Source organism: Paenibacillus sp. FSL R10-2748, from assembly GCF_038005565.1.
Lineage (GTDB): Bacteria > Bacillota > Bacilli > Paenibacillales > Paenibacillaceae > Paenibacillus > Paenibacillus polymyxa_B.
Genome location: NZ_JBBOTK010000011.1, coordinates 108,438 through 121,374 on the forward strand (window position 1 = coordinate 108,438; position 12,937 = coordinate 121,374).

The 12,937-nt window shown below is 46.1% G+C and carries 14 protein-coding genes; 12 read left to right on the plus strand and 2 right to left on the minus strand.

Going from position 1 to position 12,937, the window contains the following annotated elements; translation table 11 throughout:
* Window positions 1-33: 33 nt before the first annotated feature.
* Window positions 34-279 carry an HPr family phosphocarrier protein gene (locus NSS66_RS24425; RefSeq protein ID WP_023987189.1) on the plus strand — a complete coding sequence of 82 codons (246 nt, stop codon included), beginning with the start codon at window positions 34-36 and terminating at the stop codon, window positions 277-279.
* A 77-nt stretch (window positions 280-356) separates the two neighbouring features.
* Here NSS66_RS24425 and NSS66_RS24430 read toward each other — a convergent pair whose 3' ends face one another.
* Together NSS66_RS24430 and NSS66_RS24435 are read right to left on the minus strand one after the other, a co-directional pair.
* Window positions 357-1,145, minus strand: coding sequence for a formate/nitrite transporter family protein (locus NSS66_RS24430; protein ID WP_013308962.1), 789 nt, complete (start codon window positions 1,143-1,145; stop codon window positions 357-359).
* An 89-nt stretch (window positions 1,146-1,234) separates the two neighbouring features.
* Window positions 1,235-2,017 (minus strand): Cof-type HAD-IIB family hydrolase, encoded by a 783-nt coding sequence (locus NSS66_RS24435; protein WP_023987190.1) that lies wholly within the window; start codon window positions 2,015-2,017, stop codon window positions 1,235-1,237.
* Window positions 2,018-2,215: 198 nt separating this feature from the next.
* Between NSS66_RS24435 and NSS66_RS24440 the strand changes: the two genes are divergently transcribed.
* The 11 genes from NSS66_RS24440 (at window position 2,216) to NSS66_RS24490 (ending at window position 12,936) form a co-directional block, all read left to right on the plus strand.
* Complete coding sequence (locus NSS66_RS24440) at window positions 2,216-3,247, plus strand: WXG100 family type VII secretion target (protein ID WP_053324723.1); 1,032 nt, start codon at window positions 2,216-2,218, stop codon at window positions 3,245-3,247.
* Window positions 3,248-3,764: 517 nt separating this feature from the next.
* On the plus strand, window positions 3,765-4,211 hold the full coding sequence (locus tag NSS66_RS24445) for a tellurite resistance TerB family protein (RefSeq protein WP_023987192.1): 447 nt from the start codon (window positions 3,765-3,767) through the stop codon (window positions 4,209-4,211).
* Between the two features lie 28 nt (window positions 4,212-4,239).
* Entirely contained in the window at window positions 4,240-4,833 is a 594-nt protein-coding gene (locus NSS66_RS24450) for a TerD family protein (RefSeq protein WP_013308969.1), read from the plus strand.
* A gap of 47 nt (window positions 4,834-4,880) precedes the next feature.
* Window positions 4,881-5,456: a TerD family protein gene (locus tag NSS66_RS24455; RefSeq protein ID WP_023987193.1), complete on the plus strand. Its 576-nt coding sequence runs from the start codon at window positions 4,881-4,883 to the stop codon at window positions 5,454-5,456.
* Between the two features lie 31 nt (window positions 5,457-5,487).
* A complete protein-coding gene (locus tag NSS66_RS24460; protein WP_023987194.1) occupies window positions 5,488-6,069 on the plus strand; it encodes a TerD family protein in 582 nt (193 codons plus the stop codon).
* 102 nt (window positions 6,070-6,171) lie between these two features.
* Window positions 6,172-7,440 (plus strand): TerD family protein, encoded by a 1,269-nt coding sequence (locus NSS66_RS24465; RefSeq protein WP_029517566.1) that lies wholly within the window; start codon window positions 6,172-6,174, stop codon window positions 7,438-7,440.
* Between the two features lie 26 nt (window positions 7,441-7,466).
* A complete protein-coding gene (locus tag NSS66_RS24470) occupies window positions 7,467-8,201 on the plus strand; it encodes a TerC family protein (RefSeq protein WP_023987196.1) in 735 nt (244 codons plus the stop codon).
* Window positions 8,202-8,368: 167 nt separating this feature from the next.
* A complete protein-coding gene (locus tag NSS66_RS24475) occupies window positions 8,369-9,556 on the plus strand; it encodes an HpcH/HpaI aldolase/citrate lyase family protein (RefSeq protein ID WP_071559143.1) in 1,188 nt (395 codons plus the stop codon).
* A gap of 52 nt (window positions 9,557-9,608) precedes the next feature.
* Complete coding sequence (locus NSS66_RS24480; RefSeq protein ID WP_076295804.1) at window positions 9,609-10,955, plus strand: phosphoribosyltransferase family protein; 1,347 nt, start codon at window positions 9,609-9,611, stop codon at window positions 10,953-10,955.
* On the plus strand, window positions 10,952-12,103 hold the full coding sequence (locus NSS66_RS24485; protein WP_023987199.1) for a cysteine protease StiP family protein: 1,152 nt from the start codon (window positions 10,952-10,954) through the stop codon (window positions 12,101-12,103). Before NSS66_RS24480 ends, NSS66_RS24485 begins: the two co-directional genes overlap by 4 nt.
* Complete coding sequence (locus NSS66_RS24490; protein ID WP_023987200.1) at window positions 12,100-12,936, plus strand: HAD family hydrolase; 837 nt, start codon at window positions 12,100-12,102, stop codon at window positions 12,934-12,936. The genes NSS66_RS24485 and NSS66_RS24490 overlap by 4 nt, the downstream gene beginning before the upstream one ends.
* Window position 12,937: the final 1 nt, after the last annotated feature.

The following is a 12,937-nucleotide window of genomic DNA, read 5'->3' on the forward strand; positions in this document are numbered from 1 at the left end:
AAGCCCCAATTCAATACAGGGGAGTGCTGTGCAATGATGACACCCATCAAGGTAAAAGACGTGAAGGATATTGAAAAAATCAATCAAATCGTTTCGAATTATACCTATGACATCTGGATTCATGGCAAAAGCGGCATGGCAGATGCCAAATCCATTTTAGGCATGTATGTGCTGAAGCTGGATGAGCCGCTAACTCTGGTTGTACCTGACAATGTTAATCCCAAGAAGCTGTTCAAGGAGTTGGAGGAGTTTATCCATTTTCCTGCTCAAGAAGGATAAAAGGCAAGAAAGCACCTGCTCTATTACTAAAATAACGCAGAGAAGCCGTGGAACCAAAGTCCCACGGCTTCTTTTTTTTAGTGTTCTTCCTCGTCCAAAAACGGGAGATTCACCGAATAGTACATAACCCCCATAAGCAACACGCCACCAACCAGATTTCCGAGCGTAACCGGAACGAGATTATGGATCACGCCAGCGACAGAAACCGTACCCGGATGATCCAGCACGAGCGCAATGGCGAAAGTACACATATTAGCCACGCTATGCTCATATCCCGAAATGAAAAAGCAGAATACAAACAGCATCATGGCAAACATCTTTGCACCATTTTCCTTCATAAACATTGGAACAAAAAAGGCAAGACAGACCAGCCAATTACACAAAATAGCTCGGAAGAATAGCTGCATTGCAGGCGCTTCCATTTTATGCTCAACCACGTTCAGTAGAAAGCTGTTCACGCTGGAGGAGTCAAACAGCCCGGTCAAGTAAATAAGGAGTGCAAATACCCCCGCACCCAGCAAATTACCTCCATAGCTGGCAGCCCATAATCGAAGCACCTGCCCCCAGCGCAGCTTTTTACGGAGAGCAGCATACGTGTAATAGAAGGTGTTACCTGTAAACAAATCCCCGCCGCCGTAAGCGATCAGAATGATGGCCGCTCCGAACGTGAGTGCCGCCATGGGATAAGTGAATGGAGAATGCTCCATGTAAAAAAAGTTGCCCGTCTTGAAGGCTACAATAACGCCGAACCCGATGAACATACTCGCCAGCATGGAACGTGCCAAATACCGGAGTAGGCTCTGCTTGTAAATTTTGTACTTCTTCATGGCTAGCTGTTCGACATTGCGTAAGCCTTCCGTCTCCATATTTAAGGACAACCTCCTATTTTCTCATATGTAAGTCTTTAAACAGACTTTATTTTTCCCGAAACATGCCCAGTCTATCAGCAATCCTATTAGCTTAACAAGCCAAGCTTTTGCAGTCCGTACAAAATACCGTCTTCATCTGCGCGTTTTGTGACCATTTTAGCTGCGGCTTTGGCTTCATCACAGCCGTTGCCCATCGCGACGCTGTTATGTATAGCTGTCAGCATCTCCACATCATTTAAGCCATCGCCAAAGGCGTATTGATTTTCATCGGCAATGCCCAGTCTGGATGTAATTTCGCGAATGCCCTTCGCTTTGGAGCCAGCATGAGGAACAACGTCCACAGAACTCGGATGCCAGCGCACAAAGTCAAACGCCTTGAATACCGCTTCATAGAAAGGCTCTTCTTCTGCTGTACACATCAACAGCGTCTGATAAATATCTCTTCCCTGGAAATAGAGCGGGTCGTATCCAACTGAAATCTTGGCCTTAAGCGTTTGGACTGATCTCTCCACAAGCTCATCGTTAGGAATATTGGCCTTCATGTCCATATGATCCATATATACGAGAGCATGATTATGTGTGAGGGCCAGATCGGTCATTGCTTGCAAGGCTTCTCTGTTCAACGGATTGGTAGCGACCACTTCCCCGCGAAGCACGACATATTGCCCATTAAAGCTGACGTAGGAGTCAATTTCCAACTGCTCGCGGATATCTTTGAACATAAAAGGCGCACGGCCTGTTGCGATGGCCACCTCATGTCCCAGCTCTTTCAAAGCAAAGACGGCCTTTTCTGCCGTTAACGGCATTTTCTTGTCATCGTCCAGTAATGTACCGTCGATATCGAAAAAGATAATTTTTTTGTCTGACATGTCCCTACACCTGACTTTCAATAATGTATTGTCGAAATAAACTCATATGGATTCATTATATCAAAGGAACTGCTTCTGAATACACAAATACGTATAAATCCTCATGAATGTCCGACCTCTATAGCTTACAATATGAAATAAGGATTACTGTAAAATATAATTTCTATCTCCTATTTTCATAGATGGGATGTGATCACCATGACAAAAATCCAAGTCACACCGGAGCAGCTGGACAGCGTGGCCTCCCAATTTGCCAATGCCCACGGCACACTGTATAACCAGTTAAACGGCCTGGATAGCACAATGAACCGCCTTCACAGCCAGTGGGATGGTATGGAGAGGAATCGTTTTTATAATGACTATCGTACGGCTAAATATACACTTTCTTCTGTATTAAATAAGGTTCAATCCATTGAAATTGAGCTGAAAAGCATCGCTTCGAAGTTTAGAAATGCGGATGGTGAAAGCACACGTGGCTTCTGGACAGCCCTAGCAGCGGCAATGAACGCTAGCGCAGCGCTGGCAGGCAGTGGAGAGGCTGGAGATCATGATGGTGAAATTGCCAAACAGCCCAAAAACATAGACAAATGGGATCAGGCAGACGCGGATAAATATCATCAATACGAGGAACTGCTGAAAAACGCCGAGGCCATCGGCGACAAGCAGGTTATGCAGAAAATTCATGACCAGATGAATGTCCTGCGGCTGCAATATGAGGACTCAGTTCCCCGTACAGATTACAATACAGGAGAGACCTCCAAGATCACATCCGATTCCCTTGTCGCCGTCACCGAACTGACAGGTAAAGACGGAAGCAAAACGGATATATCTATCGATAAAAAAGGGAATGTTGTGAGTTATGAGCAAAATACGGATAAATACGATTACTGGGTCCAAAAGCATACCCAATCAGCCGGAGAGCACGCTCTAGGTAAAACGGCCCAGACCGTCACCGGATATGGAATAGGTCTTATTTTGTCGCGCGGGGCTGGAGTTAGTGGGGCAGGTTCGGGCATCGGTTCTGGCGCAGCCTCCGGGTGGGGGGAACACGTCGTCGGCATTGGTGGCGGCATGCTCAGTGACAAAGTACTCTTCTCTGTACCCGATGAGGGCGAAACTCGTACCATGATCTACCGAACGAATAAAGAAACCGGACATATTGAAAATATGATCATCGTCACCAAAGGTGAGAATGAAATGGAGTATCGCTATTGGGAGGATTATAACTAGGTCTTGAGCTGTGAACGATAATAGCGTGAATAGGAGTATCTATAAAATCTACAGTCTTTTTTTCTGGAACATGTGAGCGGCAGGTGGAAACTGCAAACTCGCTAGCTGGAGAAGTCTGTAGATTTTTTGGTTACCAATTTTTTTCGGAAAACCGATATATTAAATAGATAGAATACATATCCAAAGAGAAGTGAAAATTAAGTAGAACTAAATTTATAGATGGATAAACCGTGGATTATGGTCAAAGGCACAGTGCTTCTGTTGAAATTGGAAGGCTGTGCCTTTCTATCAACTCTACCATTTCACAGACTTGCAATTGGGGTACCAAATGATGGATGATGGAAGAGAGGGTTTTATGTAGAAATAGGGCTAAAGATAGAGAGGATACCAATAATAAATAGATCGGATTTACCGTATTTTTGTATATTATTGTAGAAAAAGATCGTAATTCAGGTTATAGTAAAGGAAGAAATTAACTAGGATACCTTTACCCAAATACGTAATTGTGGAGGGAAACATGAGTACATTTAAAAATTGGTTGAATACAACTAAAAAAGGACTTGGAGACCAAGTTAAGAAGTTTAAGAATAAAGATTTTATGGAAGCTGTTGTTGCAGGCTGTGCGTTAGTAGCATTTGCTGACGGTACGATTAGTCCGGAAGAGAAAACAAAAATGGCCGGATACATAAATATCAGTGAAGAATTGAAAGTGTTTGATATGGGTGAGGTCATCAACCGTTTCAATCACTATGTAGCGAACTTTGAATTTTCACCTCAAATCGGTAAACAGGAAGCACTGAAGGCGATTGGTAAATTGAATGGCAAGCCTGAAGTAGGCCGACTCGTCGTTGGCGTATGTAGCGCTATTGGCGCAGCTGATGGTGACTTTGATACCAATGAGCAGCGAATTGTGGCTGAGATTTGCGGCGCGCTTGGTTTGAATCCGTCTGAATTTAGTCTGTAAATTTTACGGAAGGGAGGTGTGTTAATCAGTGGCTGTAATTAATCTGGTCAAGGGCCAGAAAATTGATTTGACCAAGGGAAACACAGGACTAACCAAGGTTATAGCAGGATTGGGATGGGACCCTGTACAGTCCAAAGGATTTTTTGGCTTCAAGAAGCAACCCAATATTGATTGTGACGCTTCTGCCATTTTGCTGGACGCCAACGGAAAACTGACTCAGTCAGATAACGTAGTGTGTTTCCACAATAAAAAAAGTCCATGTGGCTCTGTCGTGCATTCCGGTGATAATTTGACCGGACAAGGCGACGGTGATGATGAACAAATTGCGATTGACCTGGCACGTATTCCTGCCAATGTCGACAAAGTGCTTGTTGTTGTGAATATATATGATTGCGTAAACCGGAAACAGGACTTCGGCATGATCGAGAAAGCGTATATCCGTATTCTGGATGGTGCTAATTCCAAGGAACTGGTGACGTTTAATTTATCTGATAATTATGAAGGGCTGACCGCACTGGTCTGTGGAGAACTCTATCGTCATAACAACGAATGGAAGTTTGCTGCAATCGGTGAAGGAACCCATGCCGTACATATTGATGTGCTGGCTCAGCGTTATATGTAATTTTAGGTTGCTCATACAAAACTTAATGTGAAAAGGGGTTCTTACTCATGGCAATTAACTTATCCAAAGGTCAAAAAATCGATTTGACGAAAACAAATCCAGGTTTGTCTAAAATCACAGTTGGTCTCGGTTGGGACACAAACAAATACGATGGCGGTAAAGATTTTGACTTGGACGTATCCGTGTTTTTGGCTAATGCGGAAGGTAAAGTAGAATCCGATAAGAACTTTGTCTTTTTTAATAACCCACAAAATGAGAACGGCTCTGTCATTCATACAGGGGATAACCGCACAGGTGATGGCGACGGAGATGACGAGCAAATTAAAATTGATCTGGGTAGCGTGCCAGCTAACGTTGAAAAGATCGCTTTTACGATTACAATCTATGAAGCACAAGAACGCAGCCAAAACTTTGGACAAGTGTCCCGTGCTTACGCTCGTATCGTAAATGAAGCAAACAATGAAGAATTGGTCCGCTTTGATCTGGGAGAAGATTTCTCGATCGAAACAGGCGTTGTTGTAGGCGAACTGTATCGCCATAGCGGTGAGTGGAAGTTCAATGCCATTGGTAGCGGCTACCAAGATGGTCTTGCAGGATTGACGCGCGATTACGGTTTGGCGTAAAAAATCTATACAAAGAAAGCAGGTATGCGGAATGACCATTAGCCTTTCCAAAGGACAGCGTATTGATCTGACCAAAACGAATCCCGGCTTGACTCGTGTCGTTGTAGGTCTTGGATGGGATACGAATAAATACAGTGGTGGCGCGGACTTTGACCTGGATGCTTCGGCTTTCCTACTTTATGAAGACGGTAAAGCCAAAGCTGCGGATGATTTTGTATTTTACAACAACCCGACAGGCGGAGCAGGATCGGTTACTCATACGGGCGATAACCGCACAGGTGAGGGCGATGGGGATGACGAGCAAATCATCGTTGATTTCTCGAAGATTCCTGCGAACATCCACCGTATCGGGATTACGGTTACCATTTATGATTACGAGGCACGCGCGCAAAACTTTGGTCAAGTGTCCAATGCTTTTGTACGTGTGGTAGATGCGGCAACAGATCGTGAAGTGCTGCGCTACGATTTGGGAGAAGATTTCTCCACCGAAACGGCCGTCGTATTCTGTGAATTTTACCGTCAGAATGCGGACTGGAAATTCCAGGCTATCGGTAGTGGCTTTGCTGGTGGATTGGGTGCGCTTGCTAAAAACTATGGCTTGGACGCTCAATAATATCCACTTGGGGTGGTGTCCATAGGGCGCTACCCTTTCTTTTTAAGCTATTAAATTAGCGTACGCTGACACATGACAAACGGACAGAAAGGTGACACAATCATGGCTGTTATCGTAGTAAAGGGACAGAAGGCGGATTTGACGAAAACAAATCCGGGCCTGACCCATGTCAACGTAGGGATTGGCTGGGAGTCCCCAGCGTCTCTGGAGCTGGATACTTCGGCATTTTTGCTGGGTCCTGGAGGAAAAGTATCGGGCGATGAGGACTTAATTTTTTATAACAATCCGACCACGCCCTTTATCACCTATTCAGACGGACAACAGTCCGGTGACAAAAAGCAATTTGCCCTTGATCTGACGCGAATTCCTGCAAACATCGAGAAGATTGCGTTTACGCTAACGATTTATGATGCGGATCAGAAACGGCAAAATTTTGGACAGGTTCAAGGTGGGTTCATTCGTTTTGCTCATCCGGTTAGCGGAGAGGTTTTGCGGTTTAATTTGGACAGTGGATTTACAGTGGAAACGGCGATTGTCATTGGGGAACTGTATCGTCATAACGGGGAATGGAAATTCAACGCGATTGGCGCAGGTTTTTCCGGTGGATTGGATGCGTTGTGCGTTAATTTTGGGATTGAAGTGGAAAACAATCCGGCTCCTCCCACGCCAGTGCCTACACCTCCGTCTCCAGCGCCTCGACCAGCACCAACGCCGCCACCAGTACCACCTGCTCCGAAGCCAGAGCCATCTGCAACACCGGTGAATCTGAATCTACGGAAAATTGAGCTGAAGAAGAAGGGCGACACCATCAACCTGAAAAAAGGCTCAGGCGGATTGGGTGAAATCCTGATCAATCTGAACTGGAATCAGGTGCAGCAAAGCAAGGGCTTTTTCAATCGGGGCTCCAAGGGTGTCGATCTGGATCTGGGCTGCTTGTATGAGATGAAGAACGGAGATAAAGGCGTTGTGCAGGCGCTCGGGGAAGTTTTCGGTTCTCTAAATCGCTTCCCGTACATTGCTCTGGATGGCGACGACCGTACAGGCTCTGTGAAAACAGGGGAAAATCTTCGCATTAATGGTGCTAAAATTTCTGAAATTAAGCGAATTTTGGTGTTCACCTTCATCTATGAAGGAGTCACGAACTGGTCACAAGCGGACGGGGTAGTCACGCTGTACCAGAAGGATGGGCCGGACATTATCGTTCACATGAATGAACATGACAATCGCAAAGGGATGTGTGCGATTGCCATGATTCAAAATGTAAACGATGAAACGTTCAGCATTGAAAGACTCGTGCAGTTCTATGGCGGTCATCGTGAGTTGGATCGGGCCTATAACTGGGGCATGCGCTGGTCGCAGGGTAGCAAATAAATTGAATTATCGGAGGCACTCTTTTCATGTTGAATGATTTGTTTAAAAATATCAGCGAAAACTATGGCCATTTCTTTTCATGGAGTGATGTTGTAGCTACGCTTACTGATCCAGTGAGTTGGGGGATTATAGGAACTCTCATTTTGCTGGAAGGACTTTTATCGGCGGATAACGCCTTGGTTCTCGCAGTTATGGTTAAACACTTACCCAAGGAACAACAGAAGAGAGCCTTATTTTACGGGATTTTGGGTGCGTATATATTCAGGTTCCTGGCTATCGGCTTGGGTACATTCCTGATTAAGTTCACACTGATTAAGGTACTGGGTGCGGCTTATCTGCTCTATATCGCTTATAAGGGCTTATTCAAGTCCGAAGGTGATGGAGAAGTGAAAAACAAACCTACTTCTTTTTGGAAAACCGTATTAATGGTCGAACTAATGGATATTGCCTTCAGTATTGACAGCGTCATTGCCGCTTTCGGTGTGAGCGAGAAAGTATGGGTTCTGTTCCTGGGTGGTATTCTCGGCGTTCTGATGATGCGTGGTGTTGCTCAAGTGTTCCTCAAGCTCATTGATAAATTTCCGGAACTGGAACAGACAGCCTTTATTATGATCGCCATTATCGGGGGTAAAATGCTGGCTGCTGCTTTTGGCTTTCATATGTCGCAGGTTTTATTCTTCGGCATTTTGATTGCTGTCTTTGTAGGCACAATGGTTATCAGCTCGGCGAAAAGAAAGAAAAAGGCCGACAAAGAGGCTTAATGTACAAAGTATAGCGAAATCCCTCCTGAAACTAAGGGGGGATTTCTTTTATACCCGAAGCACAGGGCTTCAGTCAGGCAAGAAAGAGCAAGAGGAGGGGAAGGGCCCTGAAATATTTTAATGATTTAACCTCTGAGGAAGTAGAAGCGATCTTTTATACTCCACCGTTGGAGTTTCATAACCGTTCTCCCAAAAGTATATTGGCTTATGCAATAGGAGCAGCTTTGTACATGCCTGCTACCCGCTCGGAGGTAGCGGAAGAGATCAAAAATGGAAAACATGAAGGACTAACTACGGTCATTTTAGATTTGGAGGATGCTATAGGGGATCACCAGGTCGGACAGGCAGAACAATCACTGGCACAGCAGTTGCTTCAACTACTATCCTATGTACGGACGGGGATGATGAGTGAACAGCAACTACCTTTGTTATTTGTACGTGTGCGCTCTGTGGAGCAGTTGGAACGACTGCTGAACGGTTTGGGTGAATCTTTGTCGCTGCTCACGGGCTTTGTCTTACCTAAGTTCTCTTCTGATAATGGACGGGCGTATTTTTCACTCATTGCTGAATTTAATCGAAATATGCATACAGGGGCAGGAAACGCAAGCGACATGCCTGTGCTGTACGGATTACCGATTCTTGAAAGCTCCAAAATCATATATCGGGAAACTCGCTGGAAAGAGCTGCTGTCGATTAAAGAAATTTTAGACGAGTACCAGGAATATGTGCTGAATGTACGAATTGGGGCAACCGATTTCTCCAGTCTATATGGCTTGAGACGCAGCCCGGATATTACGATTTATGAAATTGCCGTCATTCGGGATTGCATCGCAGATATTATTAACTTGTTTGGACGCGTGGGCTCAAATTATGTCATTTCCGGTCCTGTATGGGAATATTTCTCTCACCGAGAACGTGTCTTTAAACCTCAATTAAGAGTGTCTCCTTTCGAAGATGCACTTGGAAAGCCGGGAAGACACTTGCGGATGGACTTCATCTCAGATGCCGTAGACGGACTGATTCGAGAAGTCATGATGGACAAAGAGAATGGGATTATCGGCAAAACAATTATTCATCCCTCCCATATTAAACCGGTACAGGCCATGTATGCGGTGACACATGAAGAGTATATGGATGCACTTGAAATCGTTGAGCGTAACGACGGTAGTCTGGGTGTATTCAAAAGTACCTATGCCAACAAAATGAATGAAATTAAGCCGCATTTGAATTGGGCTCATCGTATTATCAATAGATCAAAAGTATACGGGGTGTTACATGAACAACAACATTTTGTCAGTCTCTTACCCAACCACGAAAACACATCTGCTGCCAATCCTGGAGCAGTTCAGCGTTAAAATTACGGAGACGCATAATCCATTCCGCCTTCCTGTGGACAAGCTGTTTGCGATGGCGGCACGGGTCAATAAAAAGCGTTCGTTTTTGTTTGTCAGCAAGGTGCTGGGTAAGCATATTCCGGTAAACCCATACACTTCTCTGCTCAGTGGTGCGGCGCTGGCGATTCTACTATATAAGGAGCTTGTCCCGCAGGCAGGACAACAAATGGATGAACTGATTGGAGAGGCCGTGAGAGGACTTCTTGACCCGGACTATGCGAAAGAGGCCTACCGAAAGCTGATGGATGAACGTTTAGCTTTTGCTTTTACGGAGCCGATCAAGTTTGTTGGTTTTGCCGAGACGGCTACAGCATTGGGACACAGCATGTATCGGTTGTTTGACGACGGAGCCTCGTATATTCATACGACGCGCGAGGATATTCCGGGCCTTCGGCCTATTATTCGGTTTGAAGAAGAGCATTCGCACGCTGTTGATCATCGTTGCTATGCACTGGATGAAGATGCTTTTGCGGGAGATGGCCCGATTGTGCTGGTAGATGATGAAATTACGACGGGAAAAACAACCCTTAATATCATACGGGATATTCAGGAGCATTTTCCGCGTAAACAGTATGTGATTGCTTCGTTACTGGATTGGCGGACAGACAGCGATGAGCAGGCTTTCACTGATCTGGAGGCAGAGCTAGGCATTACGATTACGCCTTTAAGCTTGCTCAAAGGAAAGATTGAGGTACAGGGAGTACCCATATTGGATCACGCAGAATATGCTGGACAGGCTGGGCACCCAGAACATGCAGCCACTAGCATGGCAGAGGTTAATAAAGACGCTTCTGGGATAATTGACCACCGTTTTGAAAAGGATACTTCCGGTTTTGAGCGGGTAGTACACAGTTCCATGTCAACGGACGGATACGCCAATACAGCTCCTTATCTAAAATATACAGGCCGTTTTGGTCTACAATCCGCTGACAATTCAGCGTTGGATGCAGAAATCACGCGTACAGCTGAACGACTGAACGAACTTCGTTCTGGGCAACGCACGCTGGTTATGGGCACGGGGGAATTCATGTACATTCCAATGCGGATTGCAGCAGAGTTAGGTCCGGATGTGTATTTTCAATCGACGACACGCAGCCCGGTGTATCCCCACCGCGAAGAAGGGTATGGAGTCGCTTGTGGTGTGACATATCCATCACCTGAGGACAGTACGATACGCAATTTTATTTATAATGTAGACCCCGGTCAGTATGACGAAATATTCGTTTTGATGGAAAGGGAGTCGGACCCAGAGCGGATGAACCCCATGCTGGAGGCTTTGACCCGTCTGGGCTGCGATAAAGTGCATGTCGTTTATTTTAACGGTTTAACTAGTCAGGAGAGTAAAGGAGCGCGGATATGAAGCAAGCACTCATGGAGCAAATACAGCAGAAGAACATTCATCCGCCCGAACCGCTGGGCAGTTATCCTGCCTCGGATGTCACTTTTTTATTGAAGGATTTGAGCCGGGTTACGTTGGAAAAAGGGACGGAGGATCGTGAAGAGGCGATTCAGTCGGGAGTCCATTATTCAGAAATGCTGCCAGTGGAATACGAGCCCACAGCAGAGTATATTGCACTGTTTCACGAAACGCTTGCCCAATCTGCCAAAAAGGTTGCATTAGCGGCAGCTTCTGTGGCTGAGATGATTGTGAGAAAAAGAGGCCTGAACACGGCGATTGTTTCTCTTGCCAGAGCAGGGACGCCCATTGGTATCCTGATCAAGCGTTATATTGACTGGAAGTATGGCGTATCCTTGCCGCATTACAGCATTTCTATTATTCGTGGCAAAGGCATTGACCGGAATGCGATTTTATACATTTTACAGCAGCATGGACTGGAGATTGAACTTCAGTTTGTCGATGGCTGGACGGGGAAAGGGGCGATTCGCCAGGTATTGATTGAGGCCTGTCGTGAGATGAACGCGGATTACGGGTTGCGTCTAAATGATGATCTGGCGGTGCTGGCCGATCCGGGCAGATGTTCAGAAACCTTTGGTACACGAGAAGATTATTTGATTCCAAGTGCTTGTCTGAATTCGACTGTATCAGGTTTGATGAGTCGGACGGTATTACGCGACGATCTCATAGGCCCTGACGATTTCCATGGGGCCAAATTTTATGAATCCTGGCGGTCAGTGGATCAGTCCAATACGTTTGTGGATACGGTATCCGGGTACTTTCAAGACGTGGCTGAAACGGCCGTTGCATATGCTGAACAAATGACATTGAATCCGCCTGCGGTGACATGGCAGGGCTTACGGGATATTGAGGCGATTCAGCAGGCATTTGGTATTCGGGATATCAATTTGGTCAAGCCCGGAGTGGGGGAGACGACTCGTGTACTGCTGCGCAGAGTGCCGTGGAAAATTCTGATTGACCGCGAAGATAATCCGAATCTTCAGCATATTATGCTGCTGGCAAAGGATCGTGGAGTGCCTGTAGAGGTATTTGAAGGATTGACTTATTCCTGCTGCGGAATTATCAAGCCGCTCAAGGGGGGACAAGAATGATCTACGCAAGTGATCTGGATCAGACACTGATTTACTCCAAACGTTCGCTTGGCGTACCGCTGGAATCCCCTGGTCTGTTGCCTGCGGAACAGATAGACGGGGCGACGTCGGCTTTTATTTCTGAACAAGCCCTGCAATTGCTAAAGACACTGCCTGAAGATGTGATGTTTATGCCCGTGACGACTCGGACGATAGAACAGTATAGACGAATCACTGTGTTTCAGACGGAGTTGGTTCCCGCATATGCCGTGACGAGTAATGGTGGAAACATCATCGTCGGAGGCGAGGTGGATCGAGAGTGGAATCGGCGTATTCATGAACAAGTACGCCGTGATGGTGCTCATGCGGAAGAAGCACGTCAGGTGTTCGGACAGGTGCTGGATGAAGACTGGGTCGTAAACGAACGCTTTTGCGACGAGTTATTTTATGCTTTCATGATTGAACGGGATCGTATGCCGCTGGAACAGGTGCTGGAGAAGGCGCGAATCATGCGTGAAATGGGCTGGGAGGTATCCATTCAAGGTCGTAAGATATATCTGGTGCCTGCGGCGGTGAATAAACAGGCAGCCGTGGAGCATATCCGTAATCTCACGAATGGAGGGGCTGTGGTTGCGTCCGGTGACTCTTTGCTGGACCGATGTCTGCTGGACTATGCTGATTATGCGATTGCTCCCCGTCATGGTGAATTGTATCGGGAACAGCTGCGGGATAAGCTGGAGGTCAATTACCGTTTTACAGAAGTGTCGGGGGTGTATGCAGCGGACGAAATCATGGCGTATGTTCATGCAATACACCGGAGTGTGTTCGCAGCTCAAACTTCATTTTCAGAATAGA

Bases quoted from the DNA above. Each gene is read 5' to 3' on its own strand.
- NSS66_RS24425 (WP_023987189.1), top strand. From the start codon at position 34: ATGATGACACCCATCAAGGTAAAAGACGTGAAGGATATTGAAAAAATC.
- NSS66_RS24430 (WP_013308962.1), bottom strand. From the start codon at position 1,145: ATGGAGACGGAAGGCTTACGCAATGTCGAACAGCTAGCCATGAAGAAG.
- NSS66_RS24435 (WP_023987190.1), bottom strand. From the start codon at position 2,017: ATGTCAGACAAAAAAATTATCTTTTTCGATATCGACGGTACATTACTG.
- NSS66_RS24440 (WP_053324723.1), top strand. From the start codon at position 2,216: ATGACAAAAATCCAAGTCACACCGGAGCAGCTGGACAGCGTGGCCTCC.
- NSS66_RS24445 (WP_023987192.1), top strand. From the start codon at position 3,765: ATGAGTACATTTAAAAATTGGTTGAATACAACTAAAAAAGGACTTGGA.
- NSS66_RS24455 (WP_023987193.1), top strand. From the start codon at position 4,881: ATGGCAATTAACTTATCCAAAGGTCAAAAAATCGATTTGACGAAAACA.
- NSS66_RS24460 (WP_023987194.1), top strand. From the start codon at position 5,488: ATGACCATTAGCCTTTCCAAAGGACAGCGTATTGATCTGACCAAAACG.
- NSS66_RS24465 (WP_029517566.1), top strand. From the start codon at position 6,172: ATGGCTGTTATCGTAGTAAAGGGACAGAAGGCGGATTTGACGAAAACA.
- NSS66_RS24470 (WP_023987196.1), top strand. From the start codon at position 7,467: ATGTTGAATGATTTGTTTAAAAATATCAGCGAAAACTATGGCCATTTC.
- NSS66_RS24480 (WP_076295804.1), top strand. From the start codon at position 9,609: ATGGCGGCACGGGTCAATAAAAAGCGTTCGTTTTTGTTTGTCAGCAAG.
- NSS66_RS24485 (WP_023987199.1), top strand. From the start codon at position 10,952: ATGAAGCAAGCACTCATGGAGCAAATACAGCAGAAGAACATTCATCCG.
- NSS66_RS24490 (WP_023987200.1), top strand. From the start codon at position 12,100: ATGATCTACGCAAGTGATCTGGATCAGACACTGATTTACTCCAAACGT.